Genomic DNA, 23,056 nt, shown 5'->3' with positions numbered 1-23,056 from the left:
TATTAGATTTATTTTTAAAAACGTAAGAAAACATCAAGACATTATTAATGATATAAAATTAATTTCTATGAAAATATTTTTAAAAAAAATTAAAAAACAACTATTCGTAATTTTATGTGCATTCTTTTTTTTATCGGGATTTTCACAACAAAACGAGCCTAAAGTATTAGTATTTAGCAAAACAACAGGTTTTAGACATAAATCCATTCCGGCAGGTATTAATTACTTTGTGAATTTAAAAAAAGAAACGAATTGGATCATAGATTTTTCTGAGGATGCAAATGATTTTTCTATAGATAATTTATCAAACTACAATGTAGTTGTCTTTTTAAACACCACAGGAAATTTATTTGATGAAAATCAAAAGAAAGCATTTCAAAAATACATTGCAAACGGAAACGGTTTTGTAGGAATTCATGCTGCCTCAAACACCGAAGAACAATGGCCTTGGTTTACAAATATGGTGGGCGCTACCTTTAAAAATCATCCAAAAGTACAACCTGCAAAAGTTATTATCAATAAAGAAACGAACCATCCTGCTGTAAGTCATCTACAAAAAGAAGAAGTTTTTAAAGACGAATGGTATAATTTTCAAAAACCTGTAGCGAAACATGTAAATGTTTTAGTTTCCGTTGATGAAACTTCTTACAAAGGCAAAAAGATGAATACTAAAGAGCATCCTATTACTTGGTTTCATCATTATGATGGAGGCAGAATTTTTTATACAGGTTTAGGTCATACCAATGAATCTTATGAAGATATTCGTTTTAAAAAAATGATAAAAGGTGGAATTCTATGGGCTACAAACTTGAAACAAATAAAAAAACTATCTGCAAATAAATGGACACACCTTTTTGAAGGAGATTACACCAAAAATTGGGATGTATTTATAGGAGTACCTCATAAAACTATTAAAAATTTAGAAAATATAAATTCTGAAAGTGATGGTAAAAAAGGAATTCCTTTAGGTTTAAATAATGACCCTAAAAATGTATTTAATTTTACATCAGAAAATAATGAAAATATACTGCATATCTCTGGAGAAATTTATGGAGCATTAATTAGCAAACAAGAATATGAAAACTATCATTTAAAGTTACAATTTAAATGGGGAGAAGAAGTTTGGGAACCTAGACTTTTAAGAGAAAGAGATAGTGGTCTTTTATATCATTCTTTTGGGCCTTACAGAACTTTTTGGAATGTTTGGATGTCTTCTCAAGAATTTCAGATTCAAGAAGGAGATCTTGGTGACTATTATGGTTTAGGCGGAACATTAATAGAGATTCCTTCAGAAAAAAGAACAGGAGAAAAAGAATTTAGTTATGTAAAAAATGGAATGCTACATCCTTTTTCAAGTGCAGATAAAAAAATACCAAATCATGCAAATAAAGGTTTTGATAATGAAAAACCACATGGAGAATGGAATACCCTAGAACTAATTTGTTTTGAAGGAACAAGTATGCATATTGTAAATGGTAAAGTTGTAATGGCTTTGTACAATTCTAAATATAAAAATGCTAACGGTAAAATTATGCCTCTAACAAAAGGTCGTATTCAAATTCAATCTGAAGCTGCTGAAGTTTTTTATAAAAATATTCAGATAAAATCCATTAAAAAATTACCTAGAAAATTTAAAAGACAATTATAAACCCTAAATAACTCTAACTACAACAAACAAAACCTTGTCACTAATTAGAATCAGAAATAGATATTTATGCAAATTTTACCAGAAAATATGCAAAAGCTTCTTTATAAGCTTTTTATAAAATATAAATTTAGCAAGGACAATGCCAAATTACTTGCCAATACATTTACAGAAAGTACTTTAAGTGGTGTAAGTTCTCATGGCATTAATAGAGTTCCTTTATTTATCGAATACATAAAAAAAGGAATCATTAAAGTAGATGCTGAAGCTGAAAAAGTAAGTTCTTTTGGCAATATAGAGAGATGGGATGGTAAACTTGGCCCTGGAATTATAAATGCAACAAAGTGTACTAACAGAGCTATAGAATTAGCAAAACAACACGGCATGGGAATGGTTGCATTACGTAATACGAACCACTGGATGAGAGGCGGAACGTATGGAAAACAAGCTGCCAATGCAGATTGTATATCGATACTTTTTACAAATACGAAACCAAATATGCCTCCTTGGGGCGCAAAAGATAGCAGAATAGGGAACAACCCTTTTGTTGTATCTATACCTAGAAAAAAAGGAGATGTTGTATTGGATATGGCTATTTCACAATTTTCATTCGGTAAGATTAACGATTATAAATTAAAAGGAGAAAAATTACCTTATCCTGGCGGTTGGGATGACAATGATGAACTTTCAAATGATCCTAATAAAATATTAACAAAAGAAAGAGGGTTACCAATTGGTTATTGGAAAGGCTCTGCACTTTCTATAGTTCTAGATATGCTAGCAACTCTATTGTCTGCCGGAAACTCTACAGCCAAAATAAATTCAAAAGAAATTGAAACAGCAATTTCGCAAGTTTTTATTTGTATTTATCCAACCGTTTTTGGTGATAAAGGATTACAAGAAAGGCTAATTGATGAAATTATTGATTTTACCCATAATGCAACGCCAATATATGCAGAAGATAAAATTTATTATCCAGGAGAAAGAAGCTCTAAAACCCGCATAAAAAATTTAAAAGAAGGTATTAAGGTTAACCAAGGTATTTGGGAAAAAATTATTTCGCTCTCTGAAGAATAAAACTCTAAATTAAATAGTTAAAATCGACTTTTATTTAAAAATTTCGAATTCCTGGAACTATTTTTATAGTATAATCTGTTTTGTCTTTACCCCATTTTAAAATAATTAATTTTTGAGCATTAGCATCCCAAATAAAATCTGAAGGATTAGAATCCTTAGTGGTTTTATAAACCTCTAACCCAACATTTTTTAGAGGATTATAATACATCACAAAATCGTTATTGATGATGATTGAAAAACCATCTGGATAATGCCTGTTTGCTCCAATAAATATTTTAGAAGCACCCTTACTGTTGTCTGAAATAATGTTTAGTGTTAACTCTCTTTTTGGGAAATTAAATAGAAATGATTGAATATCTCCGGCAATTTCTTGAGGAAAGGGTCTAGAAATGATGTCTGTAATATATTTACGCTCTACCGTTCCTGCATCTGTTTTATCGCTAAATATAGACCAGGTTGATGGACCTCCGGCTAAAAAATTCTGCATTGTTCTGTTCCCTAAAAACCAAGCTTTTATAGAGCCCACTCCCATTTTATCAAAAACCTCTGCAGTTCTAATGTACATTTCTCTGTATTTTAATTGTCCCAAATTACCGACCAAAGTAGTATCTGTCTTCGCGAAAGTAGGAAAACCCCACTCGCCAATTAAAATTGGTGCTTTTAACATCTCTGATTCTCTATCAAAACGATCCATGTTTTTTTTGATAAAATCGACATTACTTTGGTAAATATGAGGTGCAAAAACTATATTTTTTCGATTGATTGGTGCTGAAATTTCTGCATATTGATTATTGTCAATTTTCTCTCCTTTGTTCATAAAGATAGATTGAACTAAAATCAACTTATCTGCATTAATTTTCTGACTTTCATCAATAATTCTTTGGTACAAAGGAATTAAATAGTTGTTTGTTAAATCTGTGTAAGAAATTTTCATTTGCAACTTTCTAGGCTCATTAACAATATCATACCCTATTACATAAGATTCATTTACATATCTATTCCAAATTACCTTCCAAGCATCAATGTAAGTTTTGTACTGGAAATCGTTTTTGTTTTCCCAAAATTCTTGCCATATAAATTTATCAACCCCATAAACTGTCATTTTAAAAACAGTTTTAATGCCGTGGTTTTTTCCCAAAGCAACTAATGTATCTAATTTAGCAAGATATGCTGGTTCTAATTTTCCTCCAGGAAACTCGCTTAACTTACCTAACTCTAAACGAATTACTTGATGGTTAGCTCCCATTCTAACTTGTCTTGCATAATCATCACTATTAAAAAACACTTCTCCTGCATGGTCATTGGTGTTTATTACAAAACCTCTAGGTATAATATGTTTGCCTTGTTTATCTCTTAGCCCATGTTTTATTTGAGAAAAAGTATTGATGGTTGTAACAATAAAAAGCGCTATTAATATTTTTTTTGAAAAATTCATATTATTAATTTGAAATAAAATTACTTGTAAATTTTTAATTATGTGTCCTGTGCAATACTGATTATATAATCTTATTAAAAATTATTCTATACTAAAAAAGCCGAAAGAAAATAATTTCTTTCGGCTTTCAAATTCAAATAAATCAATTCAAAACAAAGATTTAACGGTATCCATTATTTGTTGGATCTGACTCCAATAATGCCGGATTTAATTCTAATTCTTGTAAAGGAATAGGTAATTTAGTATGATACGGTCTAATATTTGTGTTAGGAGTCCAGAAACGATATTCTAAATTCTGAACAACATCTAATAAAATTCCCCATCGAATTAAATCATACCTTCTGTGAGCTTCACCAGCTAATTCCCACTTACGCTCATCGTAAATTGCCTCTCTAAAACCTTGTTGACTTAAACCGCGAATTGCTTCTGCTTCTGCAACTGTTGCAAATGCACGCTCTCTAACTTTTCTAATATACTCAAAAGCATCATTAGGATTTCCGCCAGGTCTTTCATTTTCACACTCAGCTGCCATTAAGTGAACATCTGCTAAACGAAATACCATTCTATTATCTGAATGATTGAAACGTGGCGAACGATCTAATTCTAAGTTCCAGAATTTTGCCATGTATGGAAACACTAAATCAAAACCTAAGTAGTTGTCTACAATATTTAATTCTCTTCTCTTATCATTTGTTGGAAATTTTTCTGCAAAATCTTTAGAAGCTACTTGTAAACCCGTTCCATTAAAAGCCTCACCTCGCGCGGTTAAAGCAGCACTTAAAGCATCTCTCTCAGAAGTATTTAAGGGTTCATCTCTTAAACGAGGATTAAACATACTTGGTCTCCAGTTATTATTTCCGGCAAACGCAGCTCCAGGAAATGCAGGGTCAAATTGACTATTAATATCTCTTGCAAAATCTAAAGACCATATAATTTCTGCATTGTATTCATTAAATTGATCGAATACCTCGTTATATGTAGGCAATAAACTATGAGAAGATTGATTGATAATTTCTAAACATTTATCTAGACCCAAATCCCATTCTTTTTGCTTCATATAAATTTTAGCCATTACAACTGCAGCAGCCCATTTTGAAGCTCTACCACTTTGATCACCTGCATAAGAATCTTGTAAGTTATCTTGTGCAAACTTTAAATCTTCTAGGACTCCGGTAATTATTGTTGCCTCATCTGTTCTACCTAGTGCACTAATTTCTTCTAAAGTTAGTACTTCTGTGTAATATGGAGCATCACCCCAAAGATTTGTAATATGCCAATAAGACAATCCTCTAATAAACCTTGCATCTGCAATAATATCTGTTCTAATTGCTTGTGTTCCTATCTTTTCATTTCCTGTTACTCTCTCTATAATTACATTTGCATTTAAAATGGTTCTATACAAATCTTTCCAAGTATCAGAAACACTCATCTTTTGAACAGACACATCGGCTAATGCCTCATTTAAAGAGTAATTTCCCATTGTTTCTAAAAAATTTGCAGATCTATTAGGTTCTATAATATCTGCTCCGTTGTCATAAAACCAATCTAAACCTCCTTGCCCATATAAAGAATTATTTTTTAAAATTGCATAAATTCCTTGCACAGCTTGTCTCGCATCATTTTCTGAAGCAAAAAAAGTATCTGGAGATATTAATGATTTTGGATCTTCCTCTAAAAAACTTTCACAACTAATACTTGTAAAAACCAAGAAGATATATAAAAATATTTTATTTGTTTTCATATCTTTTTTTCTAAAAATTTAAATTTAAACCAAATGTTACAACTCTTGGGTTAGGGTATTGCGCACTTAAGTAACCTTGAGCAATATTTCCTAGACCACTACTACCAAAGTTACTTGCCTCTGGATCTATTAATCTTGTTTTAGACAATAAGAACAAGTTAGCACCAGACATGTAAATAGTTGCATTTTTAAAACCCTTTAAAAATCCGTTTTCATTAATAGGATAATTATAAGCCAGTCTTAATGTTTTAAGACGTAAATGAGATCCATCTTCTACATACTCTGAATTGGGTGGTGTATTTGTAACAGAATCAGCTCCTGCTCTTGGGATATCTGAAGTTGGATTATCTACTGTCCAACGATCACGTAAATCCCCAAATTTTACAGTTTCACCTCTATTAAAATAATTATTACGCATATTTAAGTTAAACACTTCATTTCCTACCGTTCCCTGAAAATAAAATGATAAGTCCCAGTTTTTGTAAGAAAAAGAATTTTCGAATCCAAAAATTAGATCTGGAAATGGGCTACCTAAAACTACATTATCTTCTGTAGAGATAATTTTATCTCCATTTCTATCTTCAAATCTTGAACCACCAACTACTTGAGAAGACATTCCAGAAGCATCTATTTCTGCTTGACTTTTCCAGGTTCCCAGGTAGTTAACTCCTGTAAACACTGGCACTGCCTCTCCTACAATTAAACGTGTGTTACCCGATCCTATAAGTGGATCTACAACAACATCTATAAAATCTACTCCTCCAAGATCTAGTATTTCATTTTTATTAGATGATAACGTTATTGTAGAGTTCCAACTAAAATTATCTGTACTAACATTTTTGGTGTTTAATAAAAGTTCCCATCCTTGGTTTTGTAAAGAACCTACGTTTTGAAGCTGACTTGTAAACCCTGTCTGTCTAGGTATGGTAACATCTAATAATAAATCTTCTGTTTTCTTGTAATAATAATTGAATTCAGTAAAAATTCTACCTCCAAATAAAGAAGCTTCTAAAGCAACATCAAATGAATTTGTTGTTTCCCATTTTAAATTAGGGTTTGAAGGTCTTCCCAGTGTTAAACCAGGAACCTCTACTCCGTTAAGTGTAGTATTTGCCTCTGTTAAAAGACCAAATGTTCTATATGGCCCAATAGCCTGGTTTCCAGATTTACCCCAACTAGCTCTTAATTTTAAATCTTTAACAACATCTTGATTTTCCATAAATTTCTCTTCAGAAATTTTCCAAGCTGCTGCTACCGAAGGATAAAATTCGTACTTATTACCAGCTGCAAAACGAGAACTACCATCAGTTCTACCCACTAAAGTAAATAAATACTTATCTTTAAAAGTATAGTTTATTCTTCCAAAAAACGAAGCTATTTGAAAGCCAGAAAATGAACTTGTTACTACAGATCTTGTTGGATCTGAGTTTCCTAAACTATTAAACCCTGTAGCATCACTAGTAATACCAAAAGCTTCTGCTTCTGCAATTTCAGTAGAAACCTTTTGAAAAGAAGCTCCTGCAAGCGCAGTAAAACTATGGTCTTCATTAAGATCTTTACTATACTGAATTGTATTTTCATTATTCCAACCAGTACTCGCTACAGTTCTTACACTAGCACTACCCTGCCCTACATCTCCTACTGAAAGTAAATTTGGTGCCTGGCTAGATCTAAAAATATTTTGTTTTGTATTGTTAAACTCTGGACTAAATGTTGAACGAATAATCCAATTTTCTGCAGGCTTATACTCTAAAAAAGCTGTTGCTAGAAGATTATTTGTAAATGTTTCATTTGTATTTAATTCTCTATTTGCAATTGGATTTGAAAATGGAGATCCAACAACATCGTCAAATCCATTATAAGATCCATCGTCATTGTAAACTGGTTGCGTTCTTAAAATTCCAAAAGCAGCTTGACTATAACTAGCTAAAGCATTATCTTGCTCTAATCTAGAATAGTTTATTCTAAATCCTGCTCTTACTTTATCTGTTAATTTTACATCTAAATTTGACCTGAAAATATATTTTTCTAAACCAGAACTTTTTACAATACCTTCTTGATTAAAATAATTAAAAGAATTGTAATAATTTACAGTATCTGTTGATCCTGAAATAGAAATATCTGCATTATAAATTAGTGCAGGACCCAAAACTAAATCTACCCAATCATTATCTGGATATGTAGAAGGATCATTAGGAAACGGAATTGCTGCAGATCTAAATGCCGCACTCTCATTTGTAAATGCAATTTGCTCAACTTGTGTTAACCTATCTGGTAACTCAGGTAAAAACTGTATACTATTGTATAAATTTAAACTAATTTGTGGTTTTCCAGCACCAGAACTTTTACCACTTTTTGTAGTTACTAGTATTACACCATTGGCTCCTCTAGAACCATAAATTGCAATAGAAGATGCATCTTTTAAAATTTCAATAGATTTAATATCATTACTGTTAATATTATTCAAGTTAAAACTTGTACCTACTACAATACCATCAATAACCCACAAAGGCTCATTGCTACCTGTTATAGAATTACCACCACGAACCCTAATAACAGTTCCTGCTCCAGGAGCACCACTAACTTGTGTTACCTGAACTCCAGAAGCTCTACCCTGTAACGCCTGATCTACTCTAGAAACAGGGTTTTGAGTTATACTTTCTGCTTTTACTGTTGAAACTGAACCTGTCAGATCTGACTTTCGTTGTGTTCCATATCCAATTACAACAATTTCATCTAACTGATTGTCTGGGTCTAAAGAAAGGTTAATTGTTAACTGATTGCCAACAACAACTTCTTTACTAGAGAAACCTACATAAGAAAAAACCAAAGTAGCCCCAGAGTTTACATTAATGGTGTAATTACCATCAAAATCTGTACTTGTTCCTTTTGAGCTTCCTTTAATAGAAACAGAGGCTCCTGGTAGCGGCTCACCCTCTGATGAAACGGTTCCTTTAACTGTTTGAGCATTTGCTATTGTAATCGAAGAGAAGATTAGAATAGCTAAAAAACAAACCCTCCTTAAATTTGGAGGTACTTGAAGTATCATTTTTAGATTCATAAATTTAGTTTGATTTGATTAATATATTCACAATTTATTTATTAAAATAATATTGACTATCCTGTTCTATCCTTTTTTAAAAACGAAATCCCCAATCAACACAAGCTCACAAAGACCGATAATTTACTGATAGGAAAGCATCTGAGACAAAATATTAATACGTTAATAAAAAGAACATAAAAATACATTTTACACAAAAAAAAATAGATATTAAAAAATAATATCTATTTTAAGTTAAAAAAAATACGAAATCAAAAAAGTTGCAAACTAACTAATTTGTAAAAAAAACAAAAAATCTAAAAACAATAAATAATTAGCTTTTTAAACATAAAAAGTACCATAAATTAATAGACTTTTAATTTGTTTAAATCAGTTTCTAAAATTTCACTTGATTCATATCCTATTCTATGAGATTTTACAATCAAAGTTTGATTAATACCTAATGAGAAAGGTGCTGAGTATACTTTCCAACTTTTAGATTTTAAATTTGTCTTATACCCTATAGAAGCTCCTTCTGTAGCACAAGTAATGATAATTTTACCATTTTTTAAGGCTACAAATGGTTTTGCGGTAATCGGCTTTGTAGGTTGATTATTCCACAGTTTTTTAACCAAATCAGCTTCCGCTAAATTAGGATTGTCATCAATTTTAGCCAACCAACTGTCCATTTCTAAACGTAACTCTTTTAGCTTGTGTTTGTATTTTGGATTATCAGCAAGATTGTTCAATTCAAAAGGATCTAGCTTACAATTAAACAATTCTTCTTTGGGTTTGTTTGCCCTAAACCATTGTTTTTGTGTTTCATTTAACTTCCCGGCCGCTCTAAATTTTAATAATTCTTGCATAGCAGGTATTTTCTCTCTGTAATCTACGGGCAAATAGTACCCTTGCTCTGGCTTATAATTTCTAATATACTTAAAATCTGTATCTCTAACAGCTCTTATTGCATCTGTAAAACCATCAAACCTGTCTGCTGCTGCATGTATATATTTACGAGGTTCTTTTGACTGATAAGCTCCTAAAAAAGCTTTGCCTTGCATATAATCTTTCGGTTTTTTGTTAATTAATGAAAGTAAAGTTGGAGCAAAATCTACAAAACTAATTAAGTGATTAAATTTTGTTCCTGCATTCTTTTTTTCTGGAAAACGCACTATCATTGGCGTGTTTAAACCAGAATCATAAATCAATCTTTTTTCTCTTGGCAACGGCCCACCATGATCGCCATAAAACATAATAATGGTACTTTCTAACAAACCATCCTCTTCTAATTGCTTTAAAACAGCACCTACCTGCTTGTCCATTTCTGCAATATTGTTATACATTTTCCACAAATCTCTTTGCGTAACTTCGCTATCAACTAAGTAAGGAGGCACTTTAAATTTGGTGTTTTTAGAAATATGAATTGTTGTTTCTACTTCTAATGTTCTATTTTTTGCATGAGATTTTCCTTTATTTTTCCAATTGTAATTGCTTTCACCAGAATAATAATGTCTGGTTTCTATTTCTCTAAAGCCATAAGGTTCAAACAAACCAGACTCATGCGTTTCTGTAAAATTTACTACAGCAAAAAAAGGTTGGTCTTTTGCTCTATTTCTCCAATGTGCATAAGGGCTACTTTCATCCCATGCAGTAACGGGCGCCTTAAATTGATAATCTTCCTTATAATTATTGGTACAATAATAACCTTGTAAGCGAAGCAATTCACTTATCATTTTTGTTTCGGGTGGTGGTACAGCTCCATACTTTGGTAAACCCGTTACTTCTGTATAAGAAGTTGTACGCATATGGTTTGCACCAATTCCAGAAGGATACATTCCTGTTGCTATAGCCGCTCTACTTGGTGCACAAACACCAGATGTAGAATATAAATTAGGAAAAACTACACCCTCTTTTGCCAATCTTGTTAAATTAGGTGTTGCTACTGTAGTATCTCCAAAAGGAGGGATATATGGCCCCATATCTTCTGTAACTAACCAAAGAATATTAATCGGTTTTGTACTACTTATCTCTTTTTTTTGAGACTGACATGCCAATAAAAAGCTTAATAAAAAAAATGAAGTAACATAAGTAAACGTATTTCTTAGTTTCATATAATTAAATAAATTTGTGTGTTATTCAAAAATAAATGAATTTTATTGAAGTGGAGTCCTGTACTGTTATGAAGTTCAGTTTATACAGTTTTAACAATTATTCTCTTACTCCTTAAAAGACAACACATCATTTACAAGTAAGGTCAATCTTAAAAATAAAAAAGTGATTGATAAAAACAGTCATTTAATTATACTAAAAACAACTCTGATAAGAAATAGTTATTCTAAGACCTTTAATCGTATATTTTTATACTCAACTTTCATAGGTGGTCCAACATGTACTTGTACTCCTATAAAACCTTTTTTAGTGCTATTTATAGTATCTAAATCTATCACTTCACTCAATAAAACACCATTTATATAATGCTGCAAGTGATTGTCTTTGATGATTAAATGAACTTTATTCCAATCATTTCCTTTAATGTGAGTAGTAAGTTCTTTTTTATCACCTAAAGAAGCAACAACTTCTCTTGTTTGCCAACAATTCTTTTTTACATTTTTTCTGATGTTATTGTTAGGTATTGTGTCTGGCATATTATTAATCACAACTTTTTCTCCAATATAAGCAAGTGTGGTTCGCTTTTTCTCTTCGTAGTTTTGACCCGTATATTTATTTTTACCATCTATATCACATTGATAACCTCTTAAAGCAAATGGGTTGTTTTCTATAACCTGACTTCTATAGTTTATACCACTATTACCTGAGTCAGAAATTTTATATTCAAGTTTTAACTCAAAATTTTTTGGTTGTTCTTTTTCATAAATAACAAATGTATTTTTCTTTAAAATAGTTTCTGGTGTAACAACACCCACTAAAACGCCATTTTCAACAGACCAATAAGTTGCATCTCCACTCCAACCCTCTAAATTTTTACCATTAAAAATAGATTTAAAATCTTCTTTTTTTGAGTCTTGACATTGAAAAATACTGAAACTAAACAATGCTAAATAGATAATTTTTTTCATGGTTTTTTTAATCAATAATTACTTTGCTTTTCCACCAATTTGCATTTGGTTTAAAATCTTTTGAAAGTACTTTTAGCCTATTATTTTCTAAAGATTCTAACTTATTATTTTTGTTTATATAAAGAACTTTTTGCTGTTTAATACTATCATATTCTTTATCTTTTTCTGGATACTTTGCATTTACTTCTGCTAACCAACTTAGCAATTGACTACTTAATTTAGTAGCTATTATTGGGTATTTGTGTATTACATTCAATTCATCTTTTTCAGTAGATGGAAGTTTAAAAAGTTCTTCTCTATTATCTTCCCAATAATGAATTAATTTCCAACCTTCAAACTGAATTATTGACGAAGGTTCTCCACCTTGATTTCCATAATGAGGATAATGCCAATACAATGGTCTGTCTACATCTAAATTACTTCCTTCTAAAATTGGTTTTAAACTAATACCATCTTTATGTTGTTCTGGTTGTAAAGGAATATTTGCTAAATCTAAAAGCGTTGGATAAAAATCACTATGAATTACAGGGAAATTTCTTTCTGCACGTATATTTTCTAACCAAGGTACTTTTATAAAAAAAGGGACTCTTATTCCTCCTTCCCACTGGTATCCTTTACCACCTCTTAACGGTAAATTACTTGTTGCATAATTATCTCCAGAGGCAACACCTCCATTATCAGAAGTAAAAATTACTATGGTGTTTTTATCTAAGTTATTTTCTTTTAAAGCTTTTAAAACAATACCCACAGCATCGTCCATAGTTGTTACTAATCCGCCATAAATAGGGTTGTCTTGCACTTGCCTTACAGGTAAAACACGTTCCAATTTATAGCCAGACTTTGCAATTCCTAAACTATCTGCTTTATCCCTGTATTTATTCCATTTGCTTTCTGTGGTTTGTATGGGCGCATGCACTGCATAAAAAGATAAAAAAGCAAAAAAAGTAGTGTCTTTATTTTGCTTGATAAATTTAGCAGTTTCTTCCGCCAAACGAATGGTTAAATTTTCTCCTTTTTGGTTATCTTTTAATTTAGGATTATTAAATGGTGCAAAAAAACCACCTACAGGACCTCCTCTATGAAAACCACCTTTATTAATATCAAAGCCGTGGTTTTCTGGGTAAGAACCTTGGCCTCCAAGATGCCATTTACCTGCAAAAAAAGTTTTATAATCTGCTTTTTTAAAAGCTTCTGCAATAGTTACATCTTGTTTTGATAAAGCTTGAATGTAGTTTGCTGGCAATAATTTATCATGTCTGTTTCTTGCTCTCCAATCTTCTCCTGCTTTTGCACCAATCCAATCTGTTATTCCATGTCTTGCTGTAAATTTACCAGTCATAATACTGGCTCTAGAAGGGCTACAAACTCTACTTGCAGCGTACCCTTGTGTAAATTTTGCACTTTGATTTGCTAGCTGATCTATATTTGGTGTTTCGTAAAATGTACTGCCTGTTACACCTAAATCATGATAGCCTAAATCATCAACAAGAATAAATAAGATGTTTGGTTTTTTATGTTTTACAACCTCTTCTTTGTTACAATTAAAAAGCAAAATTAAAGACAGTAATAGAAACTTTTTATAGACTTTAATCAATTATAGTTTAATTATTTTTTTTGTAAAATGATTCTTTTTGTCAGTATTAGAAATAAAATACACTCCACTTTTTAAATCACTAATATCAATAAGTTCTGTTGAATTTTTTGTTACTATTTTTCTAACTGTAGCTCCAAAAACATTATAGATAATTAAGCTTGAATTTGTAGGGAAGTTTATTATCTCAAGGTTACCTTCTGTTGGATTTGGATAAATTGATAATTCTTTTTTAAGAACATCATTAGTAGATAATGAAGCATCAAAACAAGAAGATTGTGGATTATTCAAATTAAAAGCAGCACCATCAGAAACATCAGTTCTGCGTAATACCATTTTATCCATAAAAAAGAAATTTGATCTAGCATCTACCATTATAGAATAATTACCTGCAGTATTAAAAGTTGCCCATATAAATCTAAAAGAATTATGATCATTAGTGTTTGTTACAAAACCCCAACGTTCTTCTACTGATAAGTTTACAGGATGCCTATTCATAAAAGCTTTAAAATAACCACCAGTAGTAGAACCTGCCGGACAATCTCTATCTGGGTTACTAGTACAATTAGGTTTAGGTTCTAATGCTCCTGAAGAAGTTGCACTACTCTGATTTGTTGCATAAAAATCATCTGCAACTATTTTAAGCCAAGCATCATTATGTTCTCCTCCAGAATCTCCTGCCCCAATACGTCCACGCCAAGCAAATCTATAGGTACCAGGATTATTAATTTTTATATTGTAAGTTATTTGACTTCCTGTTAAAGCACTAAAAGACTGTGCACCATCCCAATAAATGTAATTTATAGTTGATCCTGTTAAATTAGGATCAGGCTCGCTACCAGTTTTCCAATCAGATCCAGAAGGAAAAATACCAGACTCCATCTCTATCGTTAACAAACCCTCTTTTTCTTCAAAAGGGAGAGAACCATCGCAGGTGGCTGTTTGTGCAAGTAATTGCAATGAAGTTAATAAAAATACTAAATATAAAATGCTGTTTTTCATTATTTTAATTTTATGAGTAATGTCAAAAATACACGAACTATAATCGTAAAGTATCCTGTGCTGTAATGACTGTATTTTATAATTTTTTATACTCAATTTTATAATTTCCAGACCCTAAAACTATGTTTGTTTTATCTTTAGCTACAGTCTCTACTTTACTATTAAAAGGAGAACCATTTATCTGTAACGTTTCCAATTCTTTTGCATTCAAAATTAATTTTGCATTGGTATTAAAAGGCACTTCAAGTTCTATAGATAAATTTCCTTTTTCACTTTTCCATTCATTTTTTATACTCCCATAGGGTGTTGGCACAATAACTGATGTTGAAGTTATTTTCTCTGAAAACTCTGGATTTACAGTAAACTCTTTAAACCCAGGAGCATCAATTGATGATTTTATTCCCCCTAAAGTTTCAAAGAAATAAGCCGAAAAGCCACTATGCATTGGATGATTTAATGAATTTGTAGGCCCTTCCATTTCTTCCCAAATAAACTGACGCTCTGGCCAGGTTGTAAAACCTGAATTCATAACATAAGTTTGGCTCGGAAAATTTGGGGTGGTTAAAATTTGATAAGCCAAATCTGCATGTCCGTTTTCTGTTAAAACCGTATAAATATATCTGTTTCCGTGAATTCCTGTAGAATGATGACCACCTTTTACCGCAACGATATTATGTACCAAACCATTTACAACTGTTTCAATTTCTGGTTCTGGCACCAGCCCAAATTGCAAAGCTTGTACTGTAGCTGTTTGACTCTGATACCATTTATGTTTTGTATTCGGTATAGCAACTAAAAACTCTTTATTAAAGGCTTTTAATAATGCTTCTTTTTCTTGCTTCATTTTGGCTTCATAAGCAACATCATCATTCATTTTTGCAAATTTTTCCATTACACCTAACACATCATAAAAATAGGCATTGGCAGAAATAATAGGATCACACTCCATAGCACTTGGGTTTTTCTTTCTATCCCAAAGTGGCGGACACCAATCTCCCATTCCGTCTTGCATAATTCCGTTTTTTCCTTTAAAATTCAAATAAAAATCTGTCAAACCTTTCATTGGTTCATAATACTCTTTTACAATTTCATCATCACCATAAAACTTATAATTGTACCAAGGTAAATACATTGTTGCCACACCCCAATCTATTTTTGCATAGGTAGATGTTCTTTTTCCAGGAGCAATCATTGTAGGTACTTGAAAATTAATTTCTGGATTATTATGCCCTTTTGTAGGTCTCATTTGAGTTTTAATGTCTTCCATATATTTTTTATAGAAATCATATAAATCATAATTGTACAATGCATATTCGCAGAACGCGTGTGCGTCTCCTAACCAACCACATTTTTCTCTGTGCGGGCAATCTTCTGGTATTCCGTGCATATTATCAACTATTGTCCATTTGCTGATTGTATGCATTTTATTTAATAAAGCATCAGAAGAAGTAAAACTGCCAGTCTCTTTAATATCTGTGGCAACCAGAATAGCTTTAATCATTTCTGCATCTGGTTTTCTAGAGATTCCTGTAATCTTTGCATATCGAAAACCATGGTAACTAAATTTAGGTTCCCAAGACTCTAAACCTTCTCCTTTACATATATATTTATACACCTGCGTCATTCCATTTGCTCCTCCACCTGTAGAGCCTTTAAAAATATCTTTTCCATTGGTTAATAATGCCTCTGTAGTTACTACATCTATAAGTTGCCCTTTTTTTTCTTTCACATTTAATTGCACCCAACCAGCAATATTTTGTCCAAAATCTACAATCCACTCGCCATGTGTGCCTTTAAATACTTTTTGTGGCACTAATTCTTTTAATTTTTTAATTGGTGGAATTTGACTTGCACTTATGTTTCTCAATTTTGGAGAGACCTCTATCGGATTTCCCCAAGTAGCATCATCATAACCAACTGTATTCCATTTTCCTATTTCATAACGTGCATCATACGTATCTCCTCCATAAATATTATTAAATACAATTGGGCCAGTAGATTCTTTCCAATTCTTATCGGTATAAAAATCTTTAGTAGAACCATCTGTGTATTTTAATTTTAGTAAAAATTTTACAGTTGGTGGTCCGTATGCCATGTCTTTTTCTGATTCTGGATCTCTTTTCCAAGAAATATCTTGGGCATAAAAACCATTTCCTAAAATAATACCAAATGCATTTTTACCCGATTTTAATGCTGATGTTACATCATAATTTACATAATAGGCTTGTTTATCATAATTTGATGGTGCAGGATCTAACACATGATCGCCCACTTTTTCTCCATTTAAATACAACTCATAATACCCTAATCCGCAGATATATGCTTGTGCAGATTCTATTTTTTTATCAATCTCTAATTCGTTCCTAAAATAACTAGCCGCAAAACCACTTACTTTTATTGCAGGTTTATTTTGCATTCTACCTGTTTTATAATCTCTAAATTGATATGGAGATGTTCTGGTATCTTTTTGTAAGGTAATCCATTTAGAAGCTCCCCAGTTTTTTTTATCCATTAGCCCCATTTGAAATTCTTGAACATCAGACCAAGTTGAAACAGCTGCGTTTTCATCCCAAATTTTAACCTTCCAAAAATACTTTTGCATGGCTACTAAAGTCTCTCCATTGTATTTTACAAAAGATGATTTGTTACTTTTTACTTTTTTGGTGTTCCAGATATCTGCATCATTATTGTTTAATTTTTCTTCTGATGATGCCACTAAAATGTGATAGGCTGACTGCGTTTTATTAAATCCTTCTGCGGCAACAACCCAAGAAAACATAGGTTGTTTATGCTCTATAGCGGTTGGATTTTGTTTTGAATTTATTGTCAATTTTTGAAACAATAAATTAGTAGAAGTTTCTGATTTTTTTGAACTGCAAGAAAAAATTGCAAAAAATAGCAGAGAAAAAATAAGTGATTTTTTTATGGTTTTCATGGTATCTAAATTTTAAACTCTTTCTAATTTTATTGGGTATGTTTTATTAGCATTCCATTGGCATACATACAAATTTTCATCAGCATCTATACAAACATCATGGCAATGATTAAAAATTGGTTCTTCTTGAACCATTCTTTGCAACTTTCCTTTTTTATACTTTGGTTTTGTCCCTCCGGGATTAGAAACTACTTTACCATTTTCATCTAAAATAGTTACAAAACCAGATTTTGGATTTGTACGTATTGGATGCGTGTTCTGATTACCTTCCATATAATCGTGTTCTGAAGACCAACAGACTCCTGAATATAAATTATCATTGTGAATTACTGGGCGACACACAAACGCACCTGGCAAATCTATTTGCTCTATATATTTTCCATCTAAAGTAAAACGTTTAAAACAATTTGCAGCTCTAGAGGTTATTAATAACGTTGGATTGCCTTTACCTCTATAGTCAATACAAACGCCATGTGCTGTTTGAAATTGATCTTGACCAATCCCTCTTCCACTTCCTATTTTTCTAATAAAGTCGCCATCTTTCGTAAATTGAAGTACATAATTAGAACCATAGCCATCTGCAATATAAATATCTCCATTAGGTGCAATAGCACTTTCTGTTGGTTTATAGGCATCTTTTTTATCATAAGCCCCATACTTTGATGGATGCTCTAGAATCATTAACTCACGTCCATCGGTTGTTGTTTTTATAACACTTTGCCCTTTAGAATCACATATAAATATAAAATCTTCAGAACCATCGTTCCATAAAGACAGCCCATGACCACCTTTGTACCGAACACCCCAAGAATCTAAAAGCTTACCAGATTTATCGTAAATTAAGATATTATTTCTGGTATTATCTCCTACCATTATTAGACGCCCTTTAGAGTCCATTACCATTTCATGGCAGTTTTTTACAGGCGTTATTTTACGATCTAAATCTCCCCAAGATTTATGAACTTTATACTTAAAATCTCCATGACCAATAATAGTATCGTACATTTTTGGTTTTGATTTTAAAATATGAAAGTGAGGTACAGCTAGTATACCCGCTGCTGCTTTAACTGTAGTTCCTAAAAATTGCTTGCGATTCATTTTCTGATAATTTTTATGCTTTCATTTCTCTACCAAAAAGGTCTAAAATAGGTTTTCCTTTTCCATCTGGAGTCGTGTAAAAAGGCCTACTTTCTACTTCATAATGTGTTTGAGAATCAATGCCTAAAGCATGGTAAACAGATTGATGTACTTGATCTATAACTACTGGTTTTTCTATAGAAACACATGGTCTTTCATCTGCAGTTTTCCCGTATACCAATCCTTTTTTAATACCTCCACCCCACATTAAAATAGAGCCTCCGTCTGTAAAATGACGATGCATACCATAATGCTTTATATTGTTTATTTTATCTGGCTGATTTTTTGCTTGATCTTTAACTTCTTCTCCTGGTCTGCCTTCCATAATAGCATCTCTACTAAATTCGCTAGCTAGAATAACCAAAGTTCTGTCTAAATGACCCGATTCGTCTAAATCTTTAATCAACTGTGCTACAGGCCTATCAATTAAAGCTTTCATTTGTTTTGCTCTTGTATGCCCATTTGCGTGTGTATCCCAACCTAAAAAGGGTTCATATTCTGTAGAAACACTTATAAACCTTCCTCCACCTTGCGCCAATCGTTTGGCTAATAAACAACCCAATCCAAAACGACCAGTGTTATAAGTATCATAAACCTCTTTCGATTCTTGTGACAAATCAAAAACTTTGGCTTCTGGAGAATTTAAAAGTCTGTAAGACTGCTCCATAGAACGCATTAACGATTCTCTTTGATAATCGCTTGCCTGCTCCATAACCTCGCTTTTATTAGACAATTCTTTGTATAATTTATAACGGGCTTCAAAACGTTTTAAAGACATTCCTTCTGGAGGACGAACACTGTCTAATCCTTCTGAAGGATCTGGTATTAAAAATGGACCATATTCATTTCCTAAAAACCCTGCAGAATGAAATGCTTTTAACTCTTCTGCCTCTCCCATTGTAAAACGTTGCCCAATAGAAATGAAAGGAGGAATTACTGGGTTTGCTGGCCCTAACTCTTTAGCAATCCAAGCACCAATGTGTGGCGCCTGAACAGATTGAGGTGGCTCGTAACAAGTGTGCCAATGGTATTGATGCCTTGTGTGTAAAATATGCCCTAAATCTGCAGCTTTATAAGATCTTATAATCGCACCTTTATCCATAACATCACCAATAGACTGCAACCCTTCTGAAAACTCTAACCCATCTACAGCTGTTGGATGCTTTGGAAACGTACTTAATACTTTTTTTGTATCCAATCCTTTTTCGAAAGGAGCATATTTTTTAGGATCAAATGTTTCTGTGTGTGCCATTCCTCCTGCCATCCAAAGTAAAATAACAGTATCTGCAGATGCTGCTTTTTTTTGTACTTCTGATGAGCAAGAACTTAAAAGACTTGCAATAGGAATTGTTGTTGCAGAAGCAGCAATACTTGCTGCAGTCATTTTTTTTATAAATTCTCTTCGCGAACTTATTTTATTATTTTTATACTTCATACCCCTAGAGTTCGTATTAGTTTATAAATTGAAATTCAGGAGATATTAAAACCGACCAAAAAACATCTTGAACTTGTTCTATGCTTGGTTGCTCTCCTAAGGAAGCTATTACAATCTTTTTTTCATCAGAAGAAGGTTGTCTTCCTAATAATTTCTGATACAAAGCATCTACTATTTTAGCGCTATTGTACTCATATGTATCTAGCCATTTTTCTGCTCCTTTTTCTAAAATACCATTAAAAAAAACACCATTTGTAAGCTCTAAAGCTTGCAATAATGAAGCTTGCTCTTCTCTTTTAGAAACTACAATTTCTCTATTTGGCCTTCCTAAAGATTTTAAAAAAGAATGCTGTTTTACCAAACTAGCTCTTGCAAATGTTTTTTTATGATTTCTGAAAGTAAAATCTAATAATTTACCCCAATTATGATCTCCATAATTGCGAACTTTTTCCCAGTTACTAGCATCATAATCTAATGAAACCCAATTAGAATTGGATGTTTTATCATTACTTACCCAAGATGTATCTGAAAATAATTTGAACACTTTTTTATCATTAAATGTAACTTTAAGTGCAAATAAAATGCTTGCTGGATTTCCTATTTTACCTTCATTATTACCTTCTATAGCAATAATATTATCGCCCTTAACCAGTAGACTTGTTACATCAAAATTACCAACTTCTGTCCAATTATTTCCCTCTCCTACTTTATTACCATTTATAAAAAGTTTGTAAGAATCATCAACAGAAATTAAAACTGAAGCTTGCTTTATTTGTTTTTTTGACAATTTAAATTGCTTTCTAAAATAGCGCTTCCCAGGCAATGGCAATACTGTATTTGTTAAGTCTTTCTGATGATGCCAAATCCTTTTTGCAGGCATTTTTTCTTCGTTAGGATTGTACGCAACTGCCTCATAAACTGGTGCTACAACCTGACTAATAGCATCCGAAAATTGCTCTGCACTTAGCCTTCTTAAAACGGGGCCTTTAAAAACATAATTTTTCTTTAAATCTTCTTGTGTTTTGTAGTTTACTATTGGTAATTGATAGGCTTTAGAGGTCATAATACGCTTTATCAAATGCTTTAAATCGGTCTCTGCATCTATAAAATCTGCTGCCAACCAATCTAATAATTCTGCATTCCAAGGTGTATTGTCCATTTCATCTAAAGGCTCTACAATACCTCTACCAATTAAACGCTCCCAAAAACGATTTGTAATAGTTCTATACAAACGTCCATTTTGTTTACTAATCATTACTTCAGATAATTTTAGCAAACGTTCTTCAAGAGTTTCTGCCTCTACACTCCCTAATTCTGGATATAAAAAATTTACTTTTGCAAACTTACCTATGGGTTTATCACATCTATTTAATTCTAAAGGCTCTTCTGCAAAAATAGAAGCAAAACTGTATGCCTGATCTAAGGTTAAATTACTAACAAAACTATTATGGCAAGAAGCACATTTTACATTAACCCCCATTAAAGATTGTCCAATATTTTGAGCTGCTTGCATTTCTGTACTTTGGCTAGAATTTACAACTCCTCGCCATTGAATTCCTTTTATAAACCCTTCCGATTTTTTGTCTGGATTTATAAGCTGACTAATCATCTGATCATAAGAAGTATTCTTTTTTAAGGAATTGTACAACCATCCTGTAATTTGGAACCTTCCTTTTGTTATAAAACCTGTTCCACTATAATCATTTCTTAATAAATCGTTCCAAAAACTTAACCAATGCTGTGTGTAATTTTCTGAATCATTTAACAACTCATCTATTAATAATTCTCTTTTTTGAGGATTGACATCATTTACAAAAGCATCTATAACTGAAGGTTCTGGCAATAAGCCTACAACATCTAAATATGCCCTTTTTATAAATTTTCTATCAGAAATTAAAGATTTCCAAGAAATATCATTTTTATCAAAATAAGAACTTATTATTTTATCTAGAGGATGATTTTCGTTAGTTACCGTTGGTAGTTCTGGTTTTACCAATACCAATGCTGCTTCTGGAAACACCTTTACTTCATCATCAGACCAATGAGCACCATCTTTAATCCAAAGTTTTACGAGGGCTATTTCATCCTTAGTTAGTAATTTACCTTTGGTTGGCATTACTTTTTTATCACCTTCTGGTAGTATAATTCTTTTATAAATTTCACTTTCTTCTGGTTTACCCGGCACAACTGCTAAACCAGATTTACCACCTTTAAAAACACCTTCTTTATGCTCTAAAACTAACTGCCCTTTTTGTTTATTTTCACTGTGACATTGATAACATTTGTGCGCAAAAAGACCTCTTACTTCTAAGCTTAATTTATCTTTTTGTAAAACTGATAATTCCGACTTTCCTTTTAATTCTGTAAGTAAATTACCAGATTCTTTTTTAGTATATACCTCTTTATTTCCTGGTAAAACACTTAAAAGATAATCTTCTCCATGTGTTAAATTTGCTCCTAAGTGCCCTGCTATTGTTAATAAAATTATAGTTGCAAAGAATAAAATTCGATATGCCTTTAACTTTACAGGTAACTTTTTTAAACCCGATTTTAAAAATAACGCGGTAAGCAAAGATAAAACTGCTGTTGCAATTCCTGTATATTGATGGTTATCTACTAAATCTCCTGAATATTCTTCTTGGGTTTTTAAAAACCAACCAAATAATGCAGAAAAAACAGCAAAACTCGCACCAATGTATACCATCAAATTTACACCTTTTCTAAGCTCTTTATGTTTTCCTGTTATTGTGAAAATCTCTAACACGAAAGCAACCACCAATAGCCCTATGGGAAAATGCACCAATAAAGGATGTAAACGCCCTAATAATTGTAATACCCAGTTTGTGTTATCCATATAATACCTTATAAAATACTATGGTAAAGTTATTTTTTGTTTTCGATAAAATTATCCTGTAGTATCTTGTTTTTAATATTTTTAGTT

The 23,056-nt window shown here is 31.9% G+C and carries 13 protein-coding genes; 2 read left to right on the top strand and 11 right to left on the bottom strand.

What is annotated here, in order from left to right:
* Positions 1-67: 67 nt before the first annotated feature.
* Together Q0678_RS10030 and yiaK are read left to right on the top strand one after the other, a co-directional pair.
* Positions 68-1,648: a ThuA domain-containing protein gene (locus Q0678_RS10030; RefSeq protein WP_299057379.1), complete on the top strand. Its 1,581-nt coding sequence runs from the start codon at positions 68-70 to the stop codon at positions 1,646-1,648.
* A 66-nt stretch (positions 1,649-1,714) separates the two neighbouring features.
* Positions 1,715-2,722, top strand: coding sequence for a 3-dehydro-L-gulonate 2-dehydrogenase (gene yiaK, locus Q0678_RS10025; protein ID WP_299057376.1), 1,008 nt, complete (start codon positions 1,715-1,717; stop codon positions 2,720-2,722).
* A 34-nt stretch (positions 2,723-2,756) separates the two neighbouring features.
* On the opposite strand, the gene Q0678_RS10020 is transcribed toward yiaK, so the two are convergent.
* The 11 genes from Q0678_RS10020 to Q0678_RS09970 form a co-directional block, all read right to left on the bottom strand.
* Positions 2,757-4,157 (bottom strand): cellulase family glycosylhydrolase, encoded by a 1,401-nt coding sequence (locus Q0678_RS10020; protein WP_299057374.1) that lies wholly within the window; start codon positions 4,155-4,157, stop codon positions 2,757-2,759.
* 160 nt (positions 4,158-4,317) lie between these two features.
* A complete protein-coding gene (locus tag Q0678_RS10015) occupies positions 4,318-5,898 on the bottom strand; it encodes a RagB/SusD family nutrient uptake outer membrane protein (RefSeq protein ID WP_299057371.1) in 1,581 nt (526 codons plus the stop codon).
* A 10-nt stretch (positions 5,899-5,908) separates the two neighbouring features.
* Positions 5,909-8,947: a TonB-dependent receptor gene (locus Q0678_RS10010; RefSeq protein ID WP_299057368.1), complete on the bottom strand. Its 3,039-nt coding sequence runs from the start codon at positions 8,945-8,947 to the stop codon at positions 5,909-5,911.
* A 356-nt stretch (positions 8,948-9,303) separates the two neighbouring features.
* Complete coding sequence (locus Q0678_RS10005) at positions 9,304-11,049, bottom strand: sulfatase (protein WP_299057365.1); 1,746 nt, start codon at positions 11,047-11,049, stop codon at positions 9,304-9,306.
* Between the two features lie 219 nt (positions 11,050-11,268).
* Positions 11,269-12,015: a DUF1080 domain-containing protein gene (locus tag Q0678_RS10000; RefSeq protein WP_299057362.1), complete on the bottom strand. Its 747-nt coding sequence runs from the start codon at positions 12,013-12,015 to the stop codon at positions 11,269-11,271.
* A 7-nt stretch (positions 12,016-12,022) separates the two neighbouring features.
* Positions 12,023-13,609: a sulfatase gene (locus Q0678_RS09995; RefSeq protein ID WP_299057358.1), complete on the bottom strand. Its 1,587-nt coding sequence runs from the start codon at positions 13,607-13,609 to the stop codon at positions 12,023-12,025.
* On the bottom strand, positions 13,610-14,608 hold the full coding sequence (locus Q0678_RS09990) for a T9SS type A sorting domain-containing protein (protein WP_299057356.1): 999 nt from the start codon (positions 14,606-14,608) through the stop codon (positions 13,610-13,612).
* Between the two features lie 76 nt (positions 14,609-14,684).
* Positions 14,685-17,543 carry an alpha-L-rhamnosidase gene (locus Q0678_RS09985; protein WP_299057353.1) on the bottom strand — a complete coding sequence of 953 codons (2,859 nt, stop codon included), beginning with the start codon at positions 17,541-17,543 and terminating at the stop codon, positions 14,685-14,687.
* A 12-nt stretch (positions 17,544-17,555) separates the two neighbouring features.
* The gene (locus tag Q0678_RS09980; protein ID WP_299057350.1) at positions 17,556-18,641 is read right to left on the bottom strand and encodes a 6-bladed beta-propeller; all 1,086 of its coding nucleotides are present in this window, start codon (positions 18,639-18,641) and stop codon (positions 17,556-17,558) included.
* Positions 18,642-18,654: 13 nt separating this feature from the next.
* Positions 18,655-20,064: a DUF1501 domain-containing protein gene (locus tag Q0678_RS09975; protein WP_299057348.1), complete on the bottom strand. Its 1,410-nt coding sequence runs from the start codon at positions 20,062-20,064 to the stop codon at positions 18,655-18,657.
* Between the two features lie 67 nt (positions 20,065-20,131).
* On the bottom strand, positions 20,132-22,969 hold the full coding sequence (locus Q0678_RS09970) for a DUF1549 domain-containing protein (RefSeq protein WP_299057346.1): 2,838 nt from the start codon (positions 22,967-22,969) through the stop codon (positions 20,132-20,134).
* Positions 22,970-23,056 lie beyond the last annotated feature (87 nt).

This window comes from uncultured Polaribacter sp. (assembly GCF_947497125.1).
GTDB lineage: Bacteria > Bacteroidota > Bacteroidia > Flavobacteriales > Flavobacteriaceae > Polaribacter.
The sequence above is the reverse complement of the archived record's forward strand: the minus strand, read 5'-3'. Positions and strand labels throughout refer to the sequence as shown.